General features: G+C 53.1%; 12 protein-coding genes. 9 read left to right on the forward strand and 3 right to left on the reverse strand.

What is annotated here, in order from left to right; all coding sequences use genetic code 11:
- Positions 1-134: 134 nt before the first annotated feature.
- A complete protein-coding gene (locus KG631_RS08435) occupies positions 135-1028 on the forward strand; it encodes a transposase (RefSeq protein ID WP_213998085.1) in 894 nt (297 codons plus the stop codon).
- Positions 1029-1492: 464 nt separating this feature from the next.
- Entirely contained in the window at positions 1493-1825 is a 333-nt protein-coding gene (locus tag KG631_RS08440; RefSeq protein ID WP_213998092.1) for a hypothetical protein, read from the forward strand.
- A 10-nt stretch (positions 1826-1835) separates the two neighbouring features.
- Here the strand turns inward: KG631_RS08440 and KG631_RS08445 are convergent, their stop codons facing one another.
- Both KG631_RS08445 and KG631_RS08450 read right to left on the reverse strand, forming a co-directional pair.
- Complete coding sequence (locus KG631_RS08445) at positions 1836-3581, reverse strand: SGNH/GDSL hydrolase family protein (RefSeq protein ID WP_213998099.1); 1746 nt, start codon at positions 3579-3581, stop codon at positions 1836-1838.
- Between the two features lie 4 nt (positions 3582-3585).
- Positions 3586-5466, reverse strand: coding sequence for a hypothetical protein (locus KG631_RS08450; protein WP_213998105.1), 1881 nt, complete (start codon positions 5464-5466; stop codon positions 3586-3588).
- 77 nt (positions 5467-5543) lie between these two features.
- Between KG631_RS08450 and KG631_RS08455 the strand changes: the two genes are divergently transcribed.
- The 5 genes from KG631_RS08455 (at position 5544) to KG631_RS08475 (ending at position 10662) form a co-directional block, all read left to right on the forward strand.
- Positions 5544-7382, forward strand: coding sequence for a carbamoyltransferase (locus tag KG631_RS08455; RefSeq protein WP_213998112.1), 1839 nt, complete (start codon positions 5544-5546; stop codon positions 7380-7382).
- A gap of 25 nt (positions 7383-7407) precedes the next feature.
- The gene (locus KG631_RS08460) at positions 7408-7821 is read left to right on the forward strand and encodes an SxtJ family membrane protein (RefSeq protein WP_213998118.1); all 414 of its coding nucleotides are present in this window, start codon (positions 7408-7410) and stop codon (positions 7819-7821) included.
- Positions 7821-7973, forward strand: a complete 153-nt coding sequence (locus tag KG631_RS08465; protein WP_213998125.1) for a DUF5989 family protein — start codon at positions 7821-7823, stop codon at positions 7971-7973. The genes KG631_RS08460 and KG631_RS08465 overlap by 1 nt, the downstream gene beginning before the upstream one ends.
- 125 nt (positions 7974-8098) lie before the next feature.
- Positions 8099-9337 carry a DEAD/DEAH box helicase gene (locus KG631_RS08470; RefSeq protein WP_213998132.1) on the forward strand — a complete coding sequence of 413 codons (1239 nt, stop codon included), beginning with the start codon at positions 8099-8101 and terminating at the stop codon, positions 9335-9337.
- A gap of 116 nt (positions 9338-9453) precedes the next feature.
- Positions 9454-10662 carry an EAL domain-containing protein gene (locus tag KG631_RS08475; protein WP_213998139.1) on the forward strand — a complete coding sequence of 403 codons (1209 nt, stop codon included), beginning with the start codon at positions 9454-9456 and terminating at the stop codon, positions 10660-10662.
- Here KG631_RS08475 and KG631_RS08480 read toward each other — a convergent pair.
- Complete coding sequence (locus tag KG631_RS08480) at positions 10655-11848, reverse strand: GGDEF domain-containing protein (RefSeq protein ID WP_213998146.1); 1194 nt, start codon at positions 11846-11848, stop codon at positions 10655-10657. The two genes, KG631_RS08475 and KG631_RS08480, sit on opposite strands and share 8 nt — an antisense overlap.
- Positions 11849-12016: 168 nt before the next feature.
- On the opposite strand from KG631_RS08480, the gene KG631_RS18880 reads away from it, so the two are divergent.
- Both KG631_RS18880 and KG631_RS18890 read left to right on the forward strand, forming a co-directional pair.
- Positions 12017-12487 (forward strand): hypothetical protein, encoded by a 471-nt coding sequence (locus tag KG631_RS18880; protein WP_301003695.1) that lies wholly within the window; start codon positions 12017-12019, stop codon positions 12485-12487.
- A 95-nt stretch (positions 12488-12582) separates the two neighbouring features.
- Positions 12583-14007, forward strand: coding sequence for an alpha-amylase family glycosyl hydrolase (locus KG631_RS18890; RefSeq protein WP_365868567.1), 1425 nt, complete (start codon positions 12583-12585; stop codon positions 14005-14007).
- The last annotated feature ends 2 nt before the right edge of the window (positions 14008-14009 follow it).

Consider the following 14009-nt stretch of genomic DNA (forward strand, 5'->3'; position numbering starts at 1 on the left):
ATCACCTTATACCTGGACAGGCACATCAAAAGAGCAAGCCATCCTGACTTCAGACTCTTCCCTTCACCAAACCTTGACAGCCGGGTAATCGACAACTAGCTTTACTGTATATTTAAACAGTTATCAGGTGCGGTATGCCCAGACCCCGCAAAGCCCTCATCGCTGTCGAGGAAACACCTTACTACCATGTCGTCTCCCGCTGCGTGCGCAGGTCTTTTTTGTGCGGCATTGACAGTGAGACGGGCGAAAATTACGAACACCGCCGGGCCTGGATTGAACAGCGTATTCGCTTGCTGGCCTCACTGTTTGCTATCGACATTTGTGCCTACGCCATTATGTCTAACCATTTGCATATCGTGGTTAAACTCCAGCCAGAGCAGGCAAAGGACTGGAATACTCAAGACGTGCTGTTGCGCTGGACCAGTCTTTTTAAGGGAACACTGCTGGTGCAACGTTATCTGGCTGGCAGTGCGCTCAGTGCCGCCGAGCTGGACACCGTACATAGTTGTGTCGAGGTTTATCGCCAGCGCCTGACCAGCCTCAGTTGGTTTATGAAATGCCTTAACGAGCCCATTGCCCGTCAGGCCAATCAGGAAGACGGTTGCACCGGTCACTTCTGGGAAGCCAGATTTAAATCCCAGGCACTTCTGACCGAAGAAGCGCTATTGTCCTGCATGGGCTACGTCGACCTGAACCCGGTTCGCGCTAACATTGCAGAGACACCTGAAGGCTCTGACTTCACCAGCATCAAAGAGCGGCTAAACCCAACATTTAATTTGGGACACGCCATTGCCGAACAAACCCGGCAAGGCAACCTGCAACACTTCAGCCACCCTCTCAAGCCCTTGCTGCCTTTTGAGGGCGCGCAGGTTGAACAGCTGCAACCGGGTATTATATTCAGTCTGAAAGACTATCTTGCGCTGCTGGACTACACCCGCCGCGCTATCCGGCCAAGCCAACCCGGTAGCGCCACCAAACCGCTACCCCCATCCTGCAACGCCTTAATCTCAGTCAGCAAGACTGGCTGACACGCGCCACCCAATTCGAAGCACGCTACAACACACACTTTAGCCGACGCGCCCAACGCGAAACCGCCTGAGTCACACTCATCAATTCGTGAATCCGCACAACGCACTTTAACCGGCCATCAACCTGAAGCTCAGGGAGCGTTATGGCAGTAAAGAGAGAAAAGTCGCATCAGGCGCAGGTATTTACCAAATTAGTACTGGCTGCTAAGACTTTTTGCCAAATTGTCCTGAACGTAAGCTAATGAGCAGCTCGTCTGTTCTATTCTTGCTAGCTGTGCCTGTCTATGCATCTTCATTGTGCCAGCTGTGCCTGTCCATGCATCTTCATTGTGCCTGTCTTTAGCTTTCTAATTTATCGTTAGGAAAAAGGCTGAAAGTGATCAGCAATAAATAGCTTTGGGAAAACAAGGGTCTGAAAACCTGGTCTATACTAATGCAGGTTTTACTGTAACAGGAGTATCTGAATGAGATTGGTGTTAGCAAGTATGGTGGTGACGGTGGGTTTGTCGGTTAGCCCGTTGCAAGCAGATGAACAGCAGGGGCAGAGCATGCATTGTCAGCTGGGTGACGCTGTGCGGGTTATTGAAGTGGTGTACCCCGAGGGCGGCGAGTTACCTTGTGAGGTGCATTACACTAAAGATGGCACTACCAGCGTGTTATGGCAGGCCAACAACGAAGCCGGTTATTGTGAGCAGCAGGCGGCTGAGTTTGTTGAAAAACAGCGTGGCTGGGGCTTTGAGTGTGTCGCCATGCCGGCGGGCAGCAAAGCAGACGGCGGTGATAACACGGGCGAATGACCGCAGCGGATTATCGCGCCAGGGCGCCTTGCAGTTGTTGTAGTTGCTGCTGCACCTGTGGCGATACTTGTGGCGCGAGTGTCGCCCGTTGCAAATAGCCTTTGGCTTCGCCCTGCCTGCCGGCTTTTAGCAGTATTTGTGCAGCCTGCAGGTTGGCGTTGGCATCGTGTGGCAGGGCATCAGCAATTATTTTTAAGGTTTTTAACAGCATATCGCCATCGCCTTGCTGATGATAATACTGCACATTGCGATTTTGCAGACTGAGCCAGTCCAACTTGCCCTCGATATATGCCTGTCCCCACTGTTGCTGGACGTTTTGCGGGGCCGGAAACTGCACCTGTTGCGGCTCTGGCCTGAATGGATAGTCGGCTTTCAGCTGCAGAATACGTAAATACCCGGCGTATTCCTCGGCCGGCGTTATCGGCCGCTCCTGCCAGGCAATTTTTGCAGGTACAACAGTTGCCGGTACAAGAGTTGCCGGAACCGGCTGCTGCCAGCTCCCGACTGCCCGGTTGCGCCCCAGTGCTTTATAAAAACTGTCGGCCAGTAAAAAATAGCCCTGCACATTGGGGTGCAGATGTTCCAGCAGCAGGCTGTTACCCACGATGCCCTGAGCTGAATTAGCAATAAAGGCCGCTTCGGTATCCACCAGGGTGGCGTTATAGCGCCCGGCCAGCTCACGGATAAGCTGGTTAATCGCTTCTGGTGCCCGAAAGCGCAGTAAGTCATGCTCCTTTGCCAGTAAGAACTGTGCTCTGGCTTGTTGATGCATGCCCTGCTGTTGGTAATGCTGGCCCAGTAAATAATGAAAATCGGCCGAACCGGCACGGGCAGCCTGGGCGGCAAGCGCGTCCAGCACAGTCATGTCGGCTAACGGTTTGTCAGCGGTAGTTACGGCCGGTAGTTGGCTTAATGCTGCCTCGGGGATGGGTTTACTATTGAAGGGCGGCTGGCCAGCTAAATTACTGACCAGCGTGCTGATATACACCGGAATGCCGGCCCGCTGATATTTTGCCAGCAGCCGGCTGAGATTACTGTCAAACTGGTCAAGCCCGGCCTGAAACTGTGCAGAGCCGAGTGTGATAGCTTTGTCCCGCGCGACCCGTGCCATAAAAGTGCGGCTGTTTTCATCTGCTGCCTGGAGCGGTTGGTTTAGCTGTTGATACAGTTGCTCCATCAGCTGAAAGCTATGCAGTTGACGCAGGCTGATCAGTAGCCGGGTAATAGCCGGGCTCTGGCTGGCCAGATAATTTGAACCCACGCCAAGTAAACCAAGATACTCGTTATGACCGGCGTAAATCAGCACCGCATCCGGTTTAATGGCAATAATTTCATCGGCCAGATCCAGTAAGGTATAGCTGTTAACTGCCGCCAGTGCGGTATTCACCACTTCTACCCGCTGCTGAGGAAAGGTGCGGCTTAGCCGTTGTTCCAGCATTGCCGCCAGTGACGCGCCAGCACCATAGGGATAACCGGCGGCGGTTGAGCCACCTTGTACCACCAGCCTGATGCCGTTAGCGGGTTTGTCAGCAAGGAAAAAAGACGGTTCCATTTTCACTGTCGGCAATGCCGTGCTGTTGGCAAAGTAGCGCTTTACAATGTCGGTTTCAGTTACCCTGTAAGCAGGATTGGCTGGGTTCACTTTAAACAGCGGCCAGTTGTGGCCGGCGCCGCTTGCCCGCAGCGCCAGCTCTGCCAGTAGCAATACCAGCAGCGGTAATGTCAGGGCAATGGCCCGGAACAGCCAAATCCGCATCAGTTTAGTCTCCAGTTGTCAGTTGTTGCTGCAGTTGCCGCTGCTGGCGCAGTGCCACCGGGTGCTCTGGCTGCAACGCCAGGATCTGCTCTACTTCGTTAAGCGCCCGGCTAAGCTGCTGCTGATAATAATAACTGCGGGCCAGCATTAGCCGATAGTCGGTATTGTCGGGCGCCATGGCCACCGCTTTGCGCTGATAATATGCTGCCAGAGGCAATTGCTGGCTATCGAAATACAGCTGGCCGGCGACAAAAGCCAGATGGCTCTCGGTTGGCAGGGCATCGGCCAGCAATCCGGCGACTTTGGCGGCATCGCTAATCCGGCCCTGCTGCTGATACAGGGTAACCAGCCGCTGACTGGCCTCCAGCCAGCTTAAGCCGTTACTGCGCGCCCGGGCCAGCTCGCTGAATGGGTTGTCGCTGGCGGCAAACGTAATCTGCTGCGGCGTTGCTACAAACGGGTAATCGGCCTTCAACTGGCGCACTTTATACTCTGCCAGTGCCAGGTCGACCTCAGTTAATGGTATATCGGCCAGTGCCTGCTGCGGAGAAACGACTGCGCTGGCAGCTATGGTCCGCCCCAGCTGTTGCTGCACCGCAGCTAAAAAGGCCTCAGCCAGCCAAAAGTACCCCAGCTGGTTCGGGTGCAGGTGTTCCAGCATCAGCTGTTTACCAATAATGCCATCCGGGCTGTGCCGGCGCAGTAATGCCTCGCCATCAACCAGTGGTGCGGCAAAGGCTTTACTAAGTTCGTTAATCGCTTCATTAACAGCCAGTGGCGCCCGAAATCGCAGTAAGTCGTGCTCCCGTGCTAACTGGTAATGATGTAGTGCCTGTCCAGGTGCGTTCTGGTGCCGGTATAGCGCCGCCAGCTGAAAGTGCCAGCTGGCGATATCGGGCTTTGCCGCCAGGGCCCGTTGCAATTGCAACACATCAGGCTCTGGCAAAGCGGGCCGGGCAGAGACAAAAGGGGGCTGGTCCGCTTCATTGCTGGCGATGGTGCTAAGCAGTACCGGAATGCCGGCCGCCTGATACTTCGACAGCAGCAGGCCCATATTGGCGGTAAACTGGGCAATACCGGCCTTAAATAACGCAGAGTTGTGGGCTATTTCAGTATGGCGGGCAATTTGTGCCATCATGGTGCGGTCTGGTTGCAGGTCTGCAGGCGGGCTGACGCTGGCATACACACGCTGCAGCGCCTGAAATAACGCCAGTTTGCGCAGTTTTAAATACAGTAGTTTAGTGGCGTGACTGTACTCACCGGCAAACGCTGAACCCACGCCCATTACCCCTAAAAACTCGTTGTGGCCGGCGTACAGCAGCACTAAATCAGGCTTAAGAGCAATAACCTCGTCGCTAATATCCAGCAGGGTGTAGGAATTAATCGCCGCCATTGCCAGATTAATCACTTCAATATTTTGCTCCGGGTACAGCCGTTTTAAGCGCTGTTGCAGCATGGCAGCCGGCGCTCCCCAGCGCCCATACGGAAAGCCGGCGGCAGAAGAGCCACCAATAAACACAATACGACGCTGGCCGGGGGCTTTTTCTGCCAGAAAATACTGGGTGTCGGGGCTAACCTGAGGCGCCTGCTCGGGTGTGGCAAAGTAGCGGTTAATCAGCTGAGGGTTTGCTTGCTGGTAACCGGGCATAGTTGCTACCGGCACCACCAACGGATAAGGTTGGTAAAGTCTGGTCTGGCGTAGCACTAGCTCGGCCAGCAGTAACAGCAGTAGCGGAATACAGAGCGCTATAGTATAAAACAGCACTTTTCTGCTTGCGGTGTTATGCGCGGCTGCGGACGAATAATCAGACATGGGTTCAGGCATTGATAGCTCAATAAAAATGACGGTACCCGATGTTAATAAACTCAGCAAGTTTTGGCGCATTTGAACTACCGGCCATCCTGAATTAAGGTTACTTTAGACAAGTAATTATTTAATCAGGGCAGTAACAGAGCCGGCTTATGCAATATATTCTTGGTATTTCCTGTTTTTACCATGACAGCGCGGCCTGTTTACTGGCCGACGGGGTTATTGTGGCCGCTGCCCAGCAGGAGCGGTTTAGCCGGATAAAACACGACCCGGCGTTTCCGGCAGACGCTATCCGCTATTGCCTGGCTGAAGCCGGGATCAGCGTAAGCGACTTGAGCGCAGTGGTGTTTTACGATAAGCCGTTGCTGAAGTTTGAACGGTTGCTGGAAACCTATCTGGCCCATGTACCGCGCGGCTTTCGCTCCTTTCTGGCAGCAATGCCTGTCTGGCTGAAAGAAAAACTGTATTTAAAAACCGTACTGCGCCGCGAGCTGCGTACCCTGGCTAAACTGGATAGCAAAGCCAAACTGCCGCGGTTATTGTTTAGTCAGCATCATCAGGCGCATGCTGCTTCGGCGTTTTATCCCAGCCCCTATCAGCAGGCAGCGGTTATTTGCCTGGATGGCGTTGGTGAGTGGGCCACCTCAACTATCTGGCACGGTGACGGCAATAGCTTAACCCCGTTGTTCGAGCTGCAATTTCCTCATTCGCTCGGCTTGTTATATTCCGCCTTTACCTATTACTGTGGTTTTAAGGTTAATTCCGGTGAATATAAGTTAATGGGGCTGGCGCCGTACGGTGAGCCGCGCTTTGTTGACACCATTTACCGCGAACTGATTGATGTTAAAGCAGATGGTAGCTTTGCCCTGAATATGGCCTATTTTGGTTATCCGGTCGGTTCCAGGATGACCAGTCGCAAGTTTGAGCAGCTGTTCGGCGCACCGCCGCTTAGCCCGGATGCAACGCCCGGCCAGCTGTATCTGGATTTAGCCAGTTCGGTGCAGCAGGTGACGGAAGAAATTGTCCTGAAAATTGCCCGGCATGCCCACCAGTTAACCGGCGAGCGCAAATTATGTCTGGCCGGTGGTGTGGCGCTTAATTGTGTCGCCAATGGTCGTTTGCTGCGCGAGGGACCCTTTACTGATATCTGGATCCAACCGGCAGCCGGCGACGCCGGTGGTGCCTTAGGCGCAGCGATGCTGGCCTGGCATCAGTACTATCAGCAGCCCAGAACAGCCGACGAGCACCATGATAAGATGCAGGGCAGCTATCTGGGCCCGGCTTACAGCGATGCGGAAATATGCCAGTTACTCGATAGCCAGCAAATACCTTATCAGCAATTAAGCGATGATATGCTGTATCACAGTACCGCCGGCTTACTGGCAGCCGGTCAGGTGGTGGGCTGGTTTCAGGGCCGGATGGAGTTTGGCCCCCGGGCGCTGGGTAACCGTTCTATCCTGGGTGATGCCAGAAGCGCCAGCATGCAAAGCATTCTTAATTTAAAAATTAAACAACGCGAGTCGTTCCGGCCGTTCGCGCCGGCGGTGCTGGCAGAACATGCCAGTGAATATTTTGATCTTAGTGTCGCCAGCCCCTACATGTTGCTGGTAGCGAAAGTGAACCCGGAATTGTGTATCAGCCTGCCGCCGGAAGCCCGTGGTTTGGCGCAGCTGGCACAACAGCGCTCCAGCCTGCCGGCTATTACCCATATTGATTACAGCGCCCGGGTGCAAACCGTCAGTAAGCAGGGCAACCCGGGGTTTTATCACTTACTGCAAACCTTTAATGAGCTGACAGCAACGCCGCTGCTGATAAACACCTCGTTTAATGTTCGCGGTGAGCCACCGGTCTGCAGTCCGGCGGATGCCTTGCAGGGTTTTCTGGCCACCGATATGGATTACCTGGTGCTGGGGAATTGTTTGCTCAGTAAAACCGAGCAGCAACCAGCGCAACTGGCTGCGGCCCGTTTACGCAGTTTTATCGCTGATTAGCGCCACGGCAGCTATAGGAACAAAGATGCAGTTATTATTAAAAACCGACCGCGCTGCGCTGCGTAGTTTCGGCTGGCAAATGGCCATTGCCGTGCCGCTGTTGTTCAGCCTGCTGTTACCCTGGTTATTTGGCTGGCTTGCTGCTGGCCGTATACCACTATGGCCGCTGCTGCTGTCGGCTATTTTTATCGTGCTGGCGAGCCTGTGGCCAACTGGCTTATATTATCCGTACCGGGCATGGATGGCGTTTGCCCGGGTAATGGCCTGGCTGAATACCCGTTTGTTGCTGGGGGTGGTATTTTACCTGATGCTGCTGCCACTGGGGCTGGTGCTGCGGCTGTTTGGCAAGTTGCAGTACCGCCAAAAACCCCGCGGCGACAGCTATTGGCTGGCACCTGACAAAATACCCAGCGCCAAAGACTTAGAGGACCCGTTTTAATGCAGGAATTTTTAACAGATTTATGGGCATTTTTGCGGGTTCGCAAAAAAATCTGGTTGCTGCCAATCATTCTGGTGCTGGCGTTACTGGGCGCACTGGTGGTGGTCAGCCAGCAATCGGCACTGGCGGGGTTTATTTATACCCTGTTTTAATTAACGCCAGACAAGCAGCAATATTGGCTTATAGCCGGTAAATCCTGTAAGCTGCACGCCCTTCAAAATGAGGGCCACTGCAGCTGCGGCAGATTTTTCTCGCAGCCTTTATTGCGGGATAACGCATGCAATTTACCGATTTAAACCTGTCGAACGATATTTTAAAAGCCATTAGTGACAAGGGTTACACCACGCCATCGCCTATTCAGGCGCAGGCGATTCCGGCCGTGCTGGCCGGTCATGATTTAATGGCAGCCGCCCAGACCGGTACTGGCAAAACCGCTGGCTTTACCCTGCCATTACTGCAGATGTTAAGCGAAGGCAGTAGTCAGGGCCGCAAAGTCCAGGCCAATCAGGTGCGGGCACTTATTTTAACCCCTACCCGCGAACTGGCCGCGCAAATTGCCGAAAGTGTAAAGGTGTATGGTAAATATTTACCACTGCGCTCAGCCGTGGTGTTTGGTGGCGTTAGCATTAACCCGCAACTGATGGCACTGCGCAAAGGCGTTGATATTCTGATCGCCACGCCGGGCCGGCTGCTCGATTTATACCAGCAAAATGCCATGCGCTTCACGCAGCTGGAAGTGCTGGTGCTGGACGAAGCCGACCGCATGCTGGATATGGGCTTTATCCGCGATATTAAAAAAATTCTGGCGTTGTTGCCGGCCAAACGGCAAAACCTGTTGTTCTCGGCCACCTTTTCCAACGAAATCCGCACCCTGGCCAAAGGCTTGTTGCATAACCCGGTAGAAGTTACTGTTACGCCACCTAACAGTACCGTGGAAAAAATCGAACAATGGGTCTACCCGGTAGATAAAAACCAGAAAGCGGCGGCACTGATATCACTGGCTAAACAGCATAACTGGCGTCAGGTGCTGGTATTCACCCGCACCAAGCATGGCGCAAATAAGCTGAGTTTGCAGCTGGAAAAAGCGGGCATCAGCGCCCTGGCTATTCATGGCAATAAAAGCCAGAACGCCCGCACCAAAGCATTAGCCGAGTTTAAAGCGGGTACTATCCGGGTGCTGGTAGCCACCGATATTGCCGCCCGCGGCCTGGATATTGATATGTTGCCGCAAGTCGTTAACTTTGATTTACCGCATGTGGCGGAAGATTACGTGCACCGGATTGGTCGTACCGGCCGTGCCGGCGCCTCTGGTCAGGCGATATCCCTGGTGTGCGCCGATGAATCAAAAGAGCTGGCCGGCATTGAGCGCCTAACCAAACAGCAGATCCCACGCCAGGTAATTGCCGGTTTTGAGCCGGTGCAACAGCTGCCGGCAAGTAACCCGAACAGTAAACCCTACCGGCCGAAAAAGCCTAAAACCGAGCATAGAGACGGCCGGCGCTCGCCGCGTAGCTAGCATAAAGACGATAAGTATCGCCCTGACAGTATGATTATGATTAGTTGGGGCGGCATATTGTTATTACAGCAGATCCGAATATACTGAACTTCAGGAAGTAATGGAGCTACGCAGTTATGTACGGTTATATTGCCCGCCAGCCGATTTTTGCCGCTGATAAAACCGTATACGGTTTTGAACTGCTTTTCCGGGACGGTGAGGCCAATAGTTTTCCGAATATTGATGCTGACGAAGCCACCAGTAAGTTGCTGCTGCAACACCATTTATTGCTGGGTGTCGAAAGCCTGACCGGTAATAAACCGGCCTTTATTAATTTCTCTGCCGACACCCTGCTGCATCGCTTTCCTACCTCTATTAACCCGGCCAGCACCGTAATTGAAATTCTGGAAACGGTGCCGGCCAGTCCGCAGCTGTTAGAGGTTTGCCAGAATTTACATAGCCAGGGTTATAAGCTGGCGCTGGATGACCATGACTTTGACCCGAAATGGGACGAATTTCTTCCCTATATAACCTATGTCAAAATTGACGTATTACAGTTTAACCTGCTGCAAATAAGCCGCTATCTGCGGCGAATTGCCAACTATAAACTGGTGTTACTGGCCGAGAAAGTAGAAACCGCTGAGCAATTTGAAAAGCTGAAGATGATGGGCTTTGTATTGTTTCAGGGCTATTTATTTGCCCGGCCGGAAATGATGAAACAAAAACAATTGAGCTCAAACAAAGTAAATTTACTGGCGTTAATTGCTGAAGCGTCAAAGCCTGAACTGGATTTTGACTTGCTGGCCGGTATTTGCCAGCGCGATGTTGGCCTGTCGTATAAGTTACTGCGTTTTGTTAATAACAGCCAGTTTGCCGCCCGCCAGCCCATTAGCTCGTTAAAGCTGGCAATGGTATCGATGGGCGAGCCGGAGCTGAAGAAGTTTATCGCGCTGTTAGCCTTAGCCAACTTAGCAGACGGTGAACAGGATGACCGGCTAACTGTGGCGTTGGTCCGGGCCCGCTTCTGCGATTTACTGGCCGAGCAAAAGCACTTGTCAAATAACCCGCCCAGTGCTTTTTTAACCGGGTTGTTTTCTAATGTACATGAAATTATTGAACAGCCGCAGCCGGTGATGCTGGAGCAGCTACCGCTGCAAGCCGAAATTAAACAGGCCTTACTGGCGCAAAGTGGTTTACTGGGCAAGATGCTGCAACTGACCCTGGCGTTTGAACGCGGCGACTGGGACACCACGGTAAACCTGGAGCAGCAAATAAGCGGTATAGCGGAGCTGGCCGAGGTCTATCAGCAGGCGGTGCGCTGGGCCGACAGTATTCTGGTTAGCTAGCTTCAGCGTTGTTGGTCAGGCAATCAGCCAGGCACACCTGATTGCGACCCTGTGCTTTGGCCTGATACAGTGCCCGGTCTACGGAGGCAATCAATTCTTCAATATTGTTGCCCGCCTGATAGCAGGCAACACCAATGCTGGCCGTCAGTGCCATACCGGCGGCCGGGGCAAATGGCTCGGTAGCCAGTTGCTGGCGAATGCGCTCAGCAATGTTGCTGGCTGCAGAGAGCCCGGTGTCAGGTAACAGTACCAGAAACTCCTCACCACCATAGCGTGCCAGCCAGTCTTCTGCCCGCAGCGCCTGTTTAAAGCATGCGCTGGCATGCAGTAAAGCCTGATCACCGATCTGGTGGCCAAACTTATCATTAATTTTTTTAAAGTAATCCAGGTCAATCAGCAGAATGCTGAATACTGACTGATGGCGCTGACTGCTGCGGGCATGATTAAGCAATTGTTGCTGCATAATGCGCCGGGTCCACAGGCCGGTAAGGCTATCGCGATCGGCCAGGCTCCGTATTTTACTGACTAACCGGGCGAAGGCGTTACCCACCAGGCTTAGGTTAATTACGACAGTTAACACCACAAAAAATAGTAACTGTGGCAGCGAGTCTGGATGCCTTAACGATAAATAACCGGTTATCGCCTGTCGATCAGGTAGCAGAAGGCCAAAACGCACCAGAAAAAACAGTGCTATCAAAGCGAAAGGGCTGCTGATAATTAACGCCGCGCTGGTACTGAACTCCATTTTGATTGCCTGAAAATTAGCAACTGCAGCATGGGCCAGCAAGATGGCTGCGGCAGCTGAAAAGATCAGTCCGGCCAGCCAGGCACTGTTGCTGCCTTGGTTTAATGGGAGTAAGGCTAGCAGGGCCAGTGCCAGGGTAAGCTGAGCCGAACGGGCAGACCAGCTTAGTTTAAACAGTTTGAGCAACCCCAGATAAACGAAAAAAAAGCCGGCTAACACCGCCGTGTCGGAGACAAACCAGAACCAGAATGATGGTTGGTCAGTGCGGGCGCTTAGTAGCAGGGTACCTATCAGTACCAGTAAATTTGCCAGCGCAAAGCGACGACTCGCCAGTGGGCAAATACGCACTACCCAGCTCATTACGCACCAGGACAGGCATGCAACCAGAGCTAGCAAAGCAATGACTAAAATTAAAAAGCCAGCTTCAGCAGCTATTTCCATCAGTTCCCTCCATCGGGCCATTACTATAGCCAGCATCAAAACGAAAAGACAGTATTTACTGCACTGAGCGCTATGGCGTTTTGCATACGTATGCAGCAACAAAAGGCAGCCATTAACGGCTATTCTGCGGTAACTTACCGGGTTAACACAGTGGCAGGGTAAACCGTAATGACAACACAACGTAAAATCAAAACAGACGCTTTTCGTCCCCGCATTAATTTTTTGCTGGCAACGCTTGCTGTAGTTTGCCTGAGCAGTTGCGGTCAGCCGCCTGCCGAACAGACGGCCCCGGCACAAGCTGCTGCCAATCAGCCTGAAGCCGAACCGGAAACTGCAGCCAAAACCAAACATGACGCGACAGACCGCCATGGTAAACCAGTGGTGTATCAGGTGTTTACCCGCTTATTTGGCAATACTAATACCACTAATAAACCCTGGGGCACGCTTGAGGAAAACGGCGTTGGTAAGTTTAACGACTTTACCGATGAGGCGCTGGCCGGCATTAAAGCACTGGGTACCAGCCATATCTGGTATACCGGCGTGCCACACCATGCGGTCATTAACGACTACACCACTTATGGCATCAGCCTGGATGACCCTGATGTGGTAAAAGGCCGGGCCGGCTCGCCTATGCGGTAAAAGACTATTACAGCGTTAACCCCGATTTAGCGGTAGACCCCGCCAACCGGCTGGCTGAATTCAAAGCCTTAGTAGAGCGCACCCATAAACATGGTATGCAGGTACTGATTGATATTGTGCCGAACCATGTGGCGCGCGATTATCAGTCGCTGGCCAGGCCAAAGGGCGTAGCCGATTTTGGTGCTAATGATGACAGCAGTGTTGAGTATCAGCGCGACAATAACTTTTATTATGTGCCGGGCAAGGCATTTGAAGTGCCGGCCTGGCCCGATAGTTATCAGGTGTTAGGTGGTGAGGCTCACCCGCTGGCCGATGGTAAATTTTTGGAAAACCCGGCCAAATGGACCGGCAACGGGGCCCGCGCGGCCCAGCCGGCCTTTGATGACTGGTACGAGACGGTAAAAATTAACTACGGGGTGCGGCCCGACGGCAGTTACGATTTCGATACGTTGCCAGCGGAATACGCTGAAAAAGACTGGCAGGCGCATTATCAGTTCTGGCAGGGCAAGGATGTACCAGATTCCTGGCTGAAATTTCGTGATATCACCCTGTACTGGCTGGATTTCGGGGTAGATGGCTTTCGTTACGATATGGCAGAAATGGTGCCGGTAGAATTCTGGAGCTATTTAAACTCGCATATTAAACAGGTTAACCCCGATGCGTTTTTGCTGGCGGAGGTGTATCAGCCTGATTTATACCGCGACTACATTAAACTGGGTTTAATGGACTACCTGTACGACAAGGTGGAGTTTTACGACAGCTTAAAGCTGGTGATGCAGGGCAAGGGCCCAACCTCGGCCCTGGTCGCCACCCAGCAACGGATGGCCGATATTGAACAGCATATGCTGCACTTTCTGGAAAACCATGACGAGCAGCGCATTGCCAGCCCGGAGTTTGCCGGAGACGCCCGCAAAGGTATGCCGGCAATGGTGGTGTCGGCATTAATCAGCACCTCGCCCACCATGCTGTATTTCGGCCAGGATGTCGGTGAGCCAGGCGCTGAAGATGCCGGCTTTGGCAAGCCCAGCCGCACCAGTATTTTTGACTATGTTGGCGTGCCGCATCATCAGCGCTGGATGAATGGCGGTAAATTTGACGGCGGGACGCTAAGCAAAGACGAAGCCGCACTGCGTGACTTTTATGTTCGTTTAATGACCTTTAGTGCCAATGCCCCGGCCTTAATGGGTGACTACTATCAGCTACATACTGCTAACCTGGCTACTAACAGCGCCTACAGTGAGCAACAGCTGGCCTTTGCCCGCTACACTGATCCGCAACAGCAGGACGCGCAACAGCTGATTGTGGTCAGTAATTTTAATGCGGAGCAGACCAGTGAATTTGAACTGATATTGCCCGCTGAGCTGATTAGCCAATGGCAACTGGCCGATGGCCGCCATGGTCTGGCGGGCCAGTTAGGCGAAGGCGTCGCCGAACTACGGGTTACAAATGGTGTCGGGCAGGTTAATATTGCCCTGCCGCCGCTGGGCTCAGTGGTGTATCGCGTGCAGTATCAGGAGTAAAC

This window comes from Arsukibacterium sp. (genome assembly GCF_018402695.1).
Taxonomy (GTDB): domain Bacteria; phylum Pseudomonadota; class Gammaproteobacteria; order Enterobacterales; family Alteromonadaceae; genus Alishewanella.